Origin of the sequence: Mycobacterium sp. (genome assembly GCF_025933915.1) — a bacterium.
GTDB lineage: Bacteria > Actinomycetota > Actinomycetes > Mycobacteriales > Mycobacteriaceae > Mycobacterium.
Genome location: NZ_JAICZA010000151.1, coordinates 1 through 11254 on the forward strand (window position 1 = coordinate 1; position 11254 = coordinate 11254).

Consider the following 11254-nt stretch of genomic DNA (forward strand, 5'->3'; position numbering starts at 1 on the left):
GGGTTGGGCGCGGCGTTGATCACGATGCCGCTGTGGAGCACGCTGTTGGCCCGGCGCGTCCTTGGCCTGCCGCTGAATGTCACGCCGTGCGCGGTGATTCCGCTGGGCTGGCCGATGGGCAAATACGGTCCCACCACGCGTCGGCCGGTCGGAGAACTCGTTTCGCTCGACCGGTACGGCAACCGGGCGTTTCTGGAGGGGCAATCATGAACACGGTGAAACCGTTCCGCATCGAGGTTTCCGACGAGGTTCTCGACGATCTGCGGGCGCGGCTGGCCCGAACCCGTTGGCCCGAGGCCGAATGCGTGGACGACTGGACTCAGGGCATGCCGTTGGCGTACACGCGCGAACTGGCCGACTATTGGGCCAACGACTACGACTGGCGGTCACGGGAGGCCGCGCTCAATCGATTCGACCAGTTCATCACCGAGATCGACGGGCTCGACATCCATTTCATCCATCAACGCTCGCCGCACGCCGACGCCTTCCCGCTGGTGATCACCCACGGCTGGCCCGGCTCGATCGTGGAGTTCCACAAGGTGATCGAGCCGTTGACCAACCCCCCGTCGGGACGCGCCGAGGACGCCTTCCACGTCGTCTGCCCGTCGCTGCCGGGCTATGGGTTCTCCGGGAAACCCACCGGGACGGGGTGGGGCGTGGAAAAGATCGCCGAGGCATGGGAAACGCTGATGCTGCGCCTCGGCTACGACCGTTACGGCGCCCAGGGCGGCGACTGGGGGGCCGCGGTCACCACGCAGATCGGCCGCAATCGAGGCCATTGCGCGGCGATCCACCTGAACATGCCGGTCGGCAGACCTACCAAGGACGCGGCGACGAATCCCACCGAGGAGGAGCGGCAAGCGTTGGCCGGGTTGGCCAATCACCGCAAGTGGGGCACCGGGTATTCCAAGCAGCAGTCCACCCGGCCGCAGACACTGGGCTACGGGCTGGCCGATTCCCCGGTGGGCCAGCTGGCGTGGATCGTCGAAAAGTTCTGGGACTGGGCGGATTGCGACGGGCATCCCGAGAACGCGGTCAGCCGCGACGAGTTGCTCGACAACGTGATGGTCTACTGGGCCACCAACACCGCCGCGTCGTCGGCCCGCCTGTACTGGGAGAGCTTCGCGGTGTGGGGCGGGGGTGATCGCGTCGAATTGCCCACGGGCGTGGCGGCTTTCCCCGGCGAACTGCTGAAGGCACCCCGCAGCTGGTGCGAGCCGGTCTACAACATCACCCACTGGACGGACATGCCGCGCGGTGGGCACTTCGCGGCGTTCGAAGAACCGGAGCTGTTCGTCGAGGATCTCCGCGCGTTCTTTGCGACGGTGCGCTGAGCTACGGCGAGTGTGAATTTCACAACGCGACACGCCGAGGACGCGTCATGAAATTCACACTGACAGGGGCTACGTCGCGGGCGGGGCGAAGAACTCCAGCGCGATGCCGTCGGGATCCCGGAAGCTCAGCCCCGAGCCGTAGGGCGCATCCACGATGCCGCCGTGGTCGATGCCCAGTTCGCCCAGGCGGCTGACCCAGTTCTCCAGGTCGGCGCGGCTGGCACAGCCGAAGCCGACGTGGTCCAGCCCCACCCGCAGTTCGTCGAATTCCTCGTCGGGGGCCCGACGATCGTGCTGATGAATCCCGAAGACGGTGCCGCCGTCGAGCATCCACACCTGGTGCCGGAAGCCGGCGTCGGTGTGCTCGTCGAGAATCGGGTCGCCGCCGAGAAGGTTGCGATACCACCGGCCGCTGACTTCGATGTCACGCACCGTGACCGCGACGTGGTTGAGTGCTGGAAAGGCCATGGCCTTGACTCTAGCCCCTTGACGACGCGGCGGCCCCGACCTGCACGAGATCGCATGTGCCACAAGGAGAATAGAAATCCGAGCAGGCCCCATGACGGATCCCTCGGCCGGCCGGCCGACCGCGGCGAGCACAGCGGTCACCAGAAGCGGCGCTGCTGACCGGGCGACCAGTCCGGCGTCCGGTATGAGACGCTGCCGAGGTGTTCGCGACGGAGACCCGGCTAACCGGCGTGCTGATCGGCTACCTGGCCGACCGCGCACTGGGCGACCCGCGGCGGGGTCATCCGGTTGCGGCGTTCGGTCAAGCCGCCGCCGCGCTGGAGGGGTTGACCTACCGCGAGAGCAGGGTGGCCGGCGCGGTTCACGTGGGCGTGCTGATCGGGTCGTTGGGCTTGGTAGGCGTGGCCGTGCAGCGGATCGCCGGGCGCGACCGACTGTGGTCGGTCGCGGCGACCGGGGCGGCCACCTGGGTCTCGCTGGGCGGAACCTCGTTGGCGCGCACCGGACTGGCCATGTCGGAGCTGCTGGAGCGCGGCGACGTCGAGGCCGCGCGCGGGCTGCTGCCGTCACTGTGCGGACGCGACCCCGCGTCGCTGGACGGCGCGGGGCTGGCCCGGGCGGCGCTGGAATCGGTCGCCGAGAACACCTCGGACGCCCAAGTGGCGCCGCTGCTGTACGCGGCGGCCGGCGGGGTGCCCGCGGTGCTGGCGTATCGCGGCATCAACACCCTGGACTCGATGGTCGGCTACCGCTCGCCGCGCTACCTCCGATTCGGCTGGGCCGCAGCGAAATTAGATGACGTCGCCAACTATCTCGCCGCGCGGGTGACCGCGTCGCTGGCGGTGGCATTGGCGCCCGTGGTCGGCGGCTCACCGTCCGGCGCGGTGCGGGCCTGGCGCCGCGATGCCGCCCGTCATCCCAGCCCCAATGCCGGCGTGGTCGAGGCGGCGTTCGCCGGGGCGCTGGGCGTGCGCCTCGGCGGGCCCACCCAATACCGCCACGAGCTGCAGATCCGGCCCACGCTCGGCGACGGCCGGGAGCCGACGGTGACGGACCTGCGGCGCGCGGTCACGCTGTCGTCGCTGGTGCAAGCCGGTGCAGCGGTGGTGGCGGCGGTGTTGGCGGGTTACCGGCGGCGACCGTAGCGGTCGGCGAGTTTGGCCTCCACGGTCTGCGGCGCTTGTGGTGCGGGCACGGTCTCGGCGGCGGGTGAGGGTTGCTGTTGCTTTTCCTGGCGGCGGGCGCGGATCTCGGAGTACGCGAAGTAACCCAGCCCGATCGGGGCGAGAATGCCGAACGCGATCCACTGGATGCCGTAGGACAGGAATGGCCCGGCGTCCAGCTGCGGCACGGCTACCACCCCGAGCCCCCCGGGCTGGCCGTCGACCAACTGCAGATAGGACCCGGCCAGCGGGACCTTGGTCAGCACCGCGACCTGTTCGGTGTCGATCGAATACACCTGCTGCACACCGTCTCCCACGAACGGATCCTTGCCCGCGGCGGCGGGCTCCGAATTGCGCAACCGTGCCGTAATGGTCACCGTCTCCGCGGGCGGGCGGGGGATCGGCGGAACTCGGGATCCCTCCAAGGGCCGCACGTAGCCGCGGTTGACCAACACGGTGGGTCCGCCGTCGACGACGAACGGCGTCAGCACCTCGAACGCCGGCTTCGCGTCGACCACCCGCAACCGGGCCAGCACCGCCACGTCGGGCAGGTAATGCCCGGTCGCGGTGACCTGGCGCCACTGATCCGCGGGGGCCGCCGAGTTCTGCTGCGGCAGCAGGGTTTTCACCGGGACGGGCGCGGTGTTCAGCGAGTGTTCGATCTGATGGTTCTCGTGCGAGGTCCTGCTGTGCTTTCCCAGCTGCCAGGGCGCGAGCACCGTGAAGCACAGGTACGCGAACGCGATCGCGACCAGTGCCAACGCGATCCAACCCGGACGCAGCACAAACGCCAAGCCCCGCGCCAATTTGCGCATCACGGGGATCCGTTCTGCGCGAGTCGTTCATCGACCCAGTCATGCAGGCCCGGCAGCGCGGCGTCGATGACGGTGTAAACGCGTTCGAAGTCTCCCGCGTCGCCGTAGTAGGGGTCGTCGACATCGGGGGTATGCGCGCCGCTGCGCGGATCGAAAGACCGCAGCATCCGGACCCGGTCCTCCTCGGCGCCCAGGTGCCGAAGCATCCGGGCGTGGTTGCGGTCCAGGGCCACCACCAGATCGGCCGCCAGATGCTCGGCGTCGACCTGGGCGGCGCGGTGGTCGGTCGGGTAGCCATGAGCACGCAGCACGCCGGCGGCCCGCTCGTCGGCGCACTCGCCGACGTGCCAGTTGCCGGTGCCGGCGCTGCTCACCCGCACCGCGTCCGCCAGACCCCGGCGGCGCAGTTGATCGGCGAACATTTTCTCGGCCATCACCGACCGACAGATGTTGCCCGTGCACACGAACGTGACGTGCAGCGGCTCGCGCTCAGACACCCAACGCCCTCCGCAGCTCGTCGATGGTCGCGGCGTGGGTGACGCCGTCGGCCCCGGTGGCGGTACGCCCGGCAAGGTCGGGGAAGTCGGCCTTGCCGTAACCCCAGCCGACCACCACGGTGTCGATGCCGTGCGCGGCCGCGCCGTGCACGTCGTGGCTGCGGTCACCGACCATCAGCACCCGCTCGGGCAGCGGCTTCAGCTGCGAAAGCGCATGCGCCAGCACCTCGACCTTGCCTTTGCGGGAACCGTCGGGGCTCGCCCCGGCGATGACCTCGAAATGCTGGTCGAGCCCGAAATGGGCGAGGATGCGCCGCGCGGTCGGCTCCAGCTTGGAGGTGGCGACCGCCAGCCGGACACCGGCGGCGCGCAGATCGACCAGAAGCGCCTCGATCCCGTCGAAGAGCGCGTTCATCGCCCAGCCCCGGGCGCCGTATTCCGCGCGGAAGGCCGCGATCGCCTCCTCGGCCTCGTCGCCGAGCTCCATGGACCGGAACGTGTCGTCCATCGGCGGGCCCACGATCTGGGCGACGAGGTCGCCGGGGGGCACCGGGGCGCCGATGTGGTCGAGCGCATGCAGGAAGCTCGCCACGATGCCCTCAGCGGAGTCGGTCAGCGTGCCGTCGAGATCGAAGATCACCAGCTGAGCCCCAGAAGCAGTGCGGCCAGGGGCCTGGCGATCGGCTGACGTTGTGCCTGTCACCTCACCATTGTCCTCGATGCGCGCGGCCGGGTGTGACGGTGTTGCCGGTGTTCGTCCGGGCGGCCCGCGCGGCGCACTAGTGTTTCACGGATGGCGAGTCTGAACCTGAGCCCGCCTGCGGCGCGCTATCACGGTGATCAGGCCGTCGCGCCCGGGATGCTGGATTTCGCCGTCAACGTCCGTCACGGCCAACCGCCGGAGTGGCTGCTGCAACGGCTGGCCGCGCGCCTGCCCGACCTGGCGCGCTACCCGAGCATCGACGACGTCCACGCGGCGCAGGACGCGGCCGCGCAGCGGCACGGCCGGGCCCGCGGCGAGGTGCTGCCGCTGGCCGGGGCGGCCGAGGGGTTCGCCCTGTTGAGCAACCTGCGTCCGGCGCTGGCGGCGATCATCGCGCCGGCGTTCACCGAGCCGGCCGCGGCGCTGACCGCCGCCGGAGTGCCGGTGCACCACGTGGTGCTGCAGCCGCCCTTCGGCCTCGAGGGGGCGGTCGTCCCCGAGGAGGCCGACCTTGTCGTGGTGGGCAATCCCACCAATCCCACCTCGGTGCTGCATGGCCGCGAGCGACTGCTGGCGTTGCGCCGGCCCGGCCGGATCCTGGTGGTCGACGAGGCGTTCGCCGACTCGATTCCCGGTGAGCCGGAATCGTTGGCCGGTGACGCGCTGCCCGACGTGCTGGTGCTGCGCAGCTTGACCAAGACCTGGGCGCTAGCCGGATTGCGGGTGGGCTACGCGTTGGGTTCGCCCGAGGTGTTGGCGCGGCTGACCGCTCAGCGGGCGCACTGGGCCGTCGGGACGCTGCAGCTGACGGCCATCGCGGCGTGTTGCGGTCAGCAGGCGGTTGCCGACGCGCAGGCCGGGGCGGCCCGACTGGGGCGGCTGCGCGCCGAGATGGTGACCGGTCTGGCGTCGGCGGGCGCAGACGTGGTCGACGGCCGGGCCCCGTTCGTGCTCTTTCGCACACCCGAGGCCGCCCAATTGCGAAAACGACTGCATGACAGGGGAATTGCCATCCGTCGCTGTGATACGTTCGTCGGCCTGGACGAGCAGTACCTGCGGGCCGCCGTGCGCCGGGAGTGGCCGCTGCTGGCGCAAGCCATCTCGGACCTTGGGAGGCAGCGGTGAGCGTCAAGGTGGCCGATGTCATCGCGGTGCTCGATGAGGCCTATCCGCCGCGGCTTGCCGAATCGTGGGATTCGGTGGGCCTGGTGTGTGGGGACCCCGACGACGTGCTGAAGTCGGTCACCGTCGCGGTCGACGCGACGCCCGCGGTCGTCGACGAGGTTCCCGACACCAGCCTCCTGCTGGCCCATCACCCACTGTTGTTGCGCGGGGTGGACACCGTGGCGGCCAGCACCCCCAAGGGCGCGCTGGTGCACCGGCTGATCCGGACCGGGCGTTCGCTGTTCACCGCGCACACCAACGCCGACTCGGCCCGCCCGGGGGTCTCCGACGCGCTGGCCGCGGCGCTCGGGCTCGGCGTCGAGGCCGTGCTCGAGCCGGCAACGGGCGCCTCCGACCTCGACAAGTGGGTCATCTACGTGCCCAGGGAGAACACGGAAGCGGTGCAGGCGGCGGTGTTTGAGGCCGGGGCCGGCCACATCGGCGACTACTCGCAGTGCAGCTGGAGCGTGCAGGGCATCGGGCAGTTTCTTCCGCACGAAGGCGCCTCGCCCGCGGTGGGCAGCGTCGGGAACGTCGAGCGGGTGGCCGAAGACCGGTTCGAGGTGGTGGCGCCCGCACGGAACCGGGCCGCGGTGCTGGCCGCGATGCGCGCCGCCCATCCCTACGAAGAGCCCGCGTTCGACATCTTCGCGATGGTCCCGCTGCCCAGCGACGCCGGGTTGGGTCGGATCGGAACGCTTCCCCGCCCGGAACCGTTGCGCCACTTCGTTTCCCGCGTCAACGCCGCGTTGCCGCGGACATCCTGGGGAGTGCGTGTGGCCGGTGACCCCGACATGCCGGTGTCGCGGGTCGCCGTCTGCGGCGGCGCCGGGGATTCGTTGCTGTCCGCCGCGGCCAGCGCCGGAGTGCAGGCCTACGTCACGGCCGACCTGCGGCACCACCCGGCCGACGAGCATCGCCGGGCCTCCGATGTGGCCCTGATCGATGTGGCACATTGGGCCAGTGAATTCCCATGGTGTGAACAGGCCGCCGAGTTGCTGCGGTCGCGTTTCGGGGCGGAGCTTCCGGTGCGGGTGAGCTCGATTCGCACCGACCCTTGGAATGTCGAGCAATTTGGCAACGAGCCCGGGGGAGAAGAATCATGAAAGCCGAAGTAGCACAGCAACGTTCGCTCCTTGAGTTGTCGAAACTGGACGCCGAGCTGTCCCGTATCACGCACCGGGCCGCGCATCTGCCGGAGCAGGAGGCCTGCCGGCGGATACAGGAGGAATACGACGCCGCCGGCGACCGGCAGGGCGCGGTGCGCATCGTGCTGGAAGACATCGACGCTCACGTGAAGCGCCTTGAATCGGAGATCGATGCGGTGCGGCAGCGCGAAGACCGTGACCGCGCGCTGCTGCAGGCGGGAACGATCGACGCCAAGCAACTGGCGGACCTTCAGCACGAGCTGGAGACCCTGCAGCGTCGTCAAACCAGCCTGGAAGATTCCCTGCTGGAGGTGATGGAACGCCGTGAGGAGCTGCAGTCCCAGCTGGACGGTGAGCAGCGGGCCGTCGAGACGCTGGGGGTCGAGCTGGTCGGCGCGCGGCAGGCCCTCGACGCCGCGCTCACCGACATCAGCGAAGCCCGCGAGCTTCATTCGTCACGGCGCGACTCGCTGAGCGCGGCGCTGGATCCGGCCCTGGCCGCCCTGTACGAACGACAGCGTGCCGGGGGAGGGCCGGGCGCCGGGCCGCTGCTGGGAAAGCGGTGCGGGGCGTGCCGGCTCGAGATCGACCGCGGCGAGCTCGCCCGCATCTCGGCCGCCGCCGAAGACGATGTGGTGCGATGCCCTGAATGCGGCGCGATTCTGCTGCGGGTCAAGGGGTTCGATCAGTGAAAGTTGTCATCGAGGCCGACGGCGGATCACGCGGCAACCCCGGGCCGGCCGGGTACGGCGCCGTGGTGTGGACCGAGGACCGCGCGACCGTACTGGCCGAGAGCAAGCAAGCCATCGGCCGGGCAACCAACAACGTTGCCGAATACCGCGGCCTGATAGCCGGTTTGGACGATGCCCTGAAGGTGGGCGCCAGCGAGGCCGCGGTGTATCTGGATTCCAAGCTGTTGGTGGAACAGATGTCGGGGCGGTGGAAGGTCAAGCACCCCGACCTGATCGAGCTGAATGCCCAGGCCCGACGCCTGGCAGTGCGGTTCGACAAAATCAGCTACTCGTGGATTCCACGGGAGCGCAATTCGCACGCCGATCGGTTGGCCAACGAGGCGATGGACGCCGCGGCCGAGGCCAACGGTGCGGTGGAATCAGCCGCGCCGGCGGAAAAGCCCGCGTCGGTGGAAAGATCCGAGCCCTCCGGTGCCGGTGCGGCGAAAACCGTTGCGGCACCCTCGCCGACGGCGCCCGGCTGGACCGGCGCCCGGGGCACCCCGACCCGGCTGCTGCTGCTGCGGCACGGGCAGACGGAGCTGTCGGTGCAGCGCCGCTATTCGGGGCGCGGCAACCCGGCGCTCACCGAGGTGGGGCGGCGGCAGGCCGATGCGGCGGCGCGGTATCTGGCTCAGCGCGGCGGGATTTCGGCGGTCTTCGCCTCTCCGCTGCAACGGGCCTACGACACGGCGGCGGCGGCCGCCAAGGCCTTGGGCCTGGATGTGACCGTCGACGACGACCTGATCGAGACCGATTTCGGTTCCTGGGAGGGGTTGACGTTCGCCGAGGCGGCCGAGCGCGACGCCGAACTGCACGGTCGCTGGCTGCGCGATACCAGTAGCGTCCCGCCGGGCGGTGAGAGCTTCGACGCGGTGACCGATCGGGTATTGAGGGCCCGGGAACGGATCGTCGCCGCACACCAAGGCACGACGGTGCTGGTGGTGTCACACGTGACACCGATCAAGATGGTGCTGCGGGAGGCGCTGGACGCCGGACCGGCCATCCTGTACCGGTTGCACCTCGATCTGGCGTCGTTGAGCATCGCCGAATTCTATTCCGACGGAGCGTCTTCGGTGCGGCTGGTGAATCAGACGGCGTATCTAACCGGCTGAGAGTGGTGCGCCGCCATAGTCCCCAAAGGACCACAGGTTGCCTTCGGGATCGCGCACGGTGAATTCGCGGGCGCCGTAATCGGTTTCGGCCAACGGCCGCACCACATCGGCTTTGCGTTGCAGCACGCGCTCGTAGAGCGCGTCGGGATCGGCGGTGACGATATAACCGCCCGCGGTGCCGGGGTCGCGGCACCATTCCGCGCCGGGCTTGTGGCTGCCCAGCATGATCCCTCCGCATCCCTGCGGCCAGTTCAGTTGGGCGTGATCGACGGTCTCGTCCTGGCCGTAGCGCGCCGCGAGGACGAAGCCGAATGTGTCGACGTAGTAATCGATCAGCTTGGGCGCGTCATGGGCCTGCAATGTCAACCAGACGGTCGGATTCGAAGCGGTCATGGTCCCACTGTGCGCCGAACGAATGGCCGCCGTCTTGAATGTTTCGGAACTCTTCGGCCAACCACCGCCGCGGCGGCACACCGGCGAACCGGACGAATTCGCGGGTCATGTGTGCCTGGTCGCTGTAACCGGTGGCGGCCGCGACCCGTGCAAGATCGACGCGTCCGTACCGGCGCGCCGACTCGGCGATGCGCGCCGTCGCGTACTCGAACCTCATCAGCATCGCCACCGTCTTCGGCGAATGGCCGACCTCCCGGCGAAACAGCGTCGTCAGGTGCCGCGCCGTCACCCCGACGGAGTCCGCCAGGGCAGCAACCGGCATCAGGCCCCGGCTGCGCTCCAGCAGATGCCAGGAATACGCGACCTCGGGGCGCACCATTGCGCGCTCCCGGCGTCCTTGCGCGTCGACGAGATACCCGGCCACCAGCGCGAAAACGTCCGTCCACCCGGGCGCCTCGGTCACCCGATAGTGCAGTTCGACGACGTCGCGATCCAGCACGGCGGTCGCGTCGTATTCGGCGACGGGAAGCTCGGCGCTGGGCACGCCGAACAGCGCACGTGCGGCGAGCGGATGCACCGCCAGCTGCACCCCCGCCTGGCCGCGTCGCTGCCGCACATGACTCGCCTGCACGTGCAGGCCGCTCAGCAGCAGCGGGTTTGGGCGGGCAGCTTCCAGTGCGCTTGCGGTGTGGCCGGCTTCCACCCCGTCGTCGAGGCTGACGATGAACGTCAACGTCGAGGACGGCATGCCACGGTGCACGCCCTCGGGAGCCTCCAGGGTCCGGTAACCAATCATCGACGTCACGCCGGGCGCGCTACGCGGCGCGGCCACGGCGTATTCCGAGCCCCGGTCCATCACACCACGCTAGCGCCGGTGCCGCGCCCACGTAGCTTCAGCGTAAAAGTGTGATGGCGCCCTCCGGGCAGTTTCGCTCGGCCGTGACGGCCTGCGCCTCGAGTTCGCCGGAGACCTCGTCGACGAGTACCGCGGAGTGGCCGACCTCGTCGGCGTCGAAGACGTCGGGCGCCAACGTGTAGCAGCGTCCGTGCCCGGTGCACCGGTCGGCGTCGACAACTACTTTAGTCATGGCACCGGAAAGACCAGCGGCAGCGACTCCACCGACCGCAGCGCGGCGGTATAGGTGAGTTCGGCGCCGGGCTTGATTTCGTAATCCGGTATGCGCCGGTGAAATTCGCGCAAGGCCACCCGCAGTTCCATGCGGGCCAGATGCGAGCCGAGGCAGCGATGGGGGCCGCCACCGAACGCCCGGTGCCGGTTCGGGTTGCGGGTGAAGTCGACCAGCTCCGGGTCAGGGAATTCGGCCGGGTCGGTGTTGGCGGCGCCCAGGAGCGGGCTCACCCGTTCGCCCTTGCTGATGGGGCACCCGCCCACCTCGACGTCCGCGATGGCGACTCGAGCGACGCCGGGCACCGGTGTCTCCCAGCGCAACAACTCTTCGATGGCGCTGGGCAGGACCTCGGGCTGCTCGACCAGTTGATGACGGTGATCAGGGTGGCGCGCCAGGTACACGAAGAAACAATCGAGCGAGTCGGTGACCGTGTCCAATCCAGCGATGAGGAACAGGAAGCAAATGTCGAGCAGCTCCTCGCGCGATAAGGGCTGGCCGGCATCGTCTTTGAAGCTCGCCGCGATCATCGCGGACAGCACGTCGTCGCGTGGTGCGGCGATGTGGTCGTCGATGGCATGGTCGAAGTAATCGTA

At 69.4% G+C, this 11254-nt stretch carries 14 protein-coding genes and 1 pseudogene; 7 read left to right on the forward strand and 8 right to left on the reverse strand.

Annotated features, from left to right (window positions below):
- Nucleotides 1-210 (forward strand): annotated as a pseudogene (locus Q0W90_RS19670) (nitroreductase); the annotation flags it as partial.
- Nucleotides 207-1334: an epoxide hydrolase family protein gene (locus tag Q0W90_RS19675; RefSeq protein WP_297601743.1), complete on the forward strand. Its 1128-nt coding sequence runs from the start codon at nt 207-209 to the stop codon at nt 1332-1334. The pseudogene Q0W90_RS19670 and the gene Q0W90_RS19675, both read left to right, overlap by 4 nt.
- Nucleotides 1335-1403: 69 nt before the next feature.
- On the opposite strand, the gene Q0W90_RS19680 is transcribed toward Q0W90_RS19675, so the two are convergent.
- On the reverse strand, nt 1404-1802 hold the full coding sequence (locus tag Q0W90_RS19680; protein WP_297776063.1) for a VOC family protein: 399 nt from the start codon (nt 1800-1802) through the stop codon (nt 1404-1406).
- A gap of 200 nt (nt 1803-2002) precedes the next feature.
- Between Q0W90_RS19680 and Q0W90_RS19685 the strand changes: the two genes are divergently transcribed.
- The gene (locus Q0W90_RS19685) at nt 2003-2947 is read left to right on the forward strand and encodes a cobalamin biosynthesis protein (protein ID WP_297776066.1); all 945 of its coding nucleotides are present in this window, start codon (nt 2003-2005) and stop codon (nt 2945-2947) included.
- On the opposite strand, the gene Q0W90_RS19690 is transcribed toward Q0W90_RS19685, so the two are convergent.
- From Q0W90_RS19690 to Q0W90_RS19700, 3 genes are read right to left on the reverse strand one after another with little or no spacing between them, the layout of a single operon-like run.
- Complete coding sequence (locus tag Q0W90_RS19690) at nt 2929-3780, reverse strand: SURF1 family protein (protein ID WP_297776068.1); 852 nt, start codon at nt 3778-3780, stop codon at nt 2929-2931. The genes Q0W90_RS19685 and Q0W90_RS19690 overlap by 19 nt on opposite strands.
- Nucleotides 3780-4277, reverse strand: coding sequence for a low molecular weight protein-tyrosine-phosphatase (locus Q0W90_RS19695; protein WP_297601731.1), 498 nt, complete (start codon nt 4275-4277; stop codon nt 3780-3782). Before Q0W90_RS19695 ends, Q0W90_RS19690 begins: the two co-directional genes overlap by 1 nt.
- Entirely contained in the window at nt 4270-4980 is a 711-nt protein-coding gene (locus Q0W90_RS19700; RefSeq protein ID WP_297601728.1) for an HAD-IA family hydrolase, read from the reverse strand. The genes Q0W90_RS19695 and Q0W90_RS19700 overlap by 8 nt, the downstream gene beginning before the upstream one ends.
- 90 nt (nt 4981-5070) lie before the next feature.
- On the opposite strand from Q0W90_RS19700, the gene cobC reads away from it, so the two are divergent.
- From cobC to Q0W90_RS19720, 4 genes are read left to right on the forward strand one after another with little or no spacing between them, the layout of a single operon-like run.
- Entirely contained in the window at nt 5071-6105 is a 1035-nt protein-coding gene (gene cobC, locus Q0W90_RS19705) for an Rv2231c family pyridoxal phosphate-dependent protein CobC (RefSeq protein WP_297776071.1), read from the forward strand.
- A complete protein-coding gene (locus tag Q0W90_RS19710; RefSeq protein ID WP_297776074.1) occupies nt 6102-7250 on the forward strand; it encodes a Nif3-like dinuclear metal center hexameric protein in 1149 nt (382 codons plus the stop codon). The genes cobC and Q0W90_RS19710 overlap by 4 nt, the downstream gene beginning before the upstream one ends.
- Nucleotides 7247-7984 carry a C4-type zinc ribbon domain-containing protein gene (locus tag Q0W90_RS19715; protein WP_297776076.1) on the forward strand — a complete coding sequence of 246 codons (738 nt, stop codon included), beginning with the start codon at nt 7247-7249 and terminating at the stop codon, nt 7982-7984. The genes Q0W90_RS19710 and Q0W90_RS19715 overlap by 4 nt, the downstream gene beginning before the upstream one ends.
- Nucleotides 7981-9138, forward strand: a complete 1158-nt coding sequence (locus tag Q0W90_RS19720) for a bifunctional RNase H/acid phosphatase (protein WP_297596649.1) — start codon at nt 7981-7983, stop codon at nt 9136-9138. Before Q0W90_RS19715 ends, Q0W90_RS19720 begins: the two co-directional genes overlap by 4 nt.
- Here Q0W90_RS19720 and Q0W90_RS19725 read toward each other — a convergent pair.
- The 4 genes from Q0W90_RS19725 to Q0W90_RS19740 all read right to left on the reverse strand — a co-directional run.
- Complete coding sequence (locus tag Q0W90_RS19725) at nt 9127-9531, reverse strand: VOC family protein (RefSeq protein WP_297776079.1); 405 nt, start codon at nt 9529-9531, stop codon at nt 9127-9129. The genes Q0W90_RS19720 and Q0W90_RS19725 overlap by 12 nt on opposite strands.
- Nucleotides 9485-10327 carry a helix-turn-helix domain-containing protein gene (locus tag Q0W90_RS19730; RefSeq protein WP_297596655.1) on the reverse strand — a complete coding sequence of 281 codons (843 nt, stop codon included), beginning with the start codon at nt 10325-10327 and terminating at the stop codon, nt 9485-9487. The genes Q0W90_RS19725 and Q0W90_RS19730 overlap by 47 nt, the downstream gene beginning before the upstream one ends.
- A 97-nt stretch (nt 10328-10424) precedes the next feature.
- A complete protein-coding gene (locus Q0W90_RS19735; RefSeq protein ID WP_297700138.1) occupies nt 10425-10619 on the reverse strand; it encodes a ferredoxin in 195 nt (64 codons plus the stop codon).
- On the reverse strand, nt 10616-11254 hold a 639-nt coding region (locus Q0W90_RS19740; protein WP_297776082.1), incomplete at its 5' end, for a cytochrome P450. The genes Q0W90_RS19735 and Q0W90_RS19740, both read right to left, overlap by 4 nt.

Excerpts from the sequence above, each read along its gene's own strand:
- Q0W90_RS19675 (WP_297601743.1), top strand. The coding sequence starts at position 207 with ATGAACACGGTGAAACCGTTCCGCATCGAGGTTTCCGACGAGGTTCTC.
- Q0W90_RS19715 (WP_297776076.1), top strand. The coding sequence starts at position 7,247 with ATGAAAGCCGAAGTAGCACAGCAACGTTCGCTCCTTGAGTTGTCGAAA.
- Q0W90_RS19690 (WP_297776068.1), bottom strand. The coding sequence starts at position 3,780 with ATGCGCAAATTGGCGCGGGGCTTGGCGTTTGTGCTGCGTCCGGGTTGG.
- Q0W90_RS19680 (WP_297776063.1), bottom strand. The coding sequence starts at position 1,802 with ATGGCCTTTCCAGCACTCAACCACGTCGCGGTCACGGTGCGTGACATC.
- Q0W90_RS19730 (WP_297596655.1), bottom strand. The coding sequence starts at position 10,327 with ATGATTGGTTACCGGACCCTGGAGGCTCCCGAGGGCGTGCACCGTGGC.
- cobC (WP_297776071.1), top strand. The coding sequence starts at position 5,071 with ATGGCGAGTCTGAACCTGAGCCCGCCTGCGGCGCGCTATCACGGTGAT.
- Q0W90_RS19725 (WP_297776079.1), bottom strand. The coding sequence starts at position 9,531 with ATGACCGCTTCGAATCCGACCGTCTGGTTGACATTGCAGGCCCATGAC.
- Q0W90_RS19735 (WP_297700138.1), bottom strand. The coding sequence starts at position 10,619 with ATGACTAAAGTAGTTGTCGACGCCGACCGGTGCACCGGGCACGGACGC.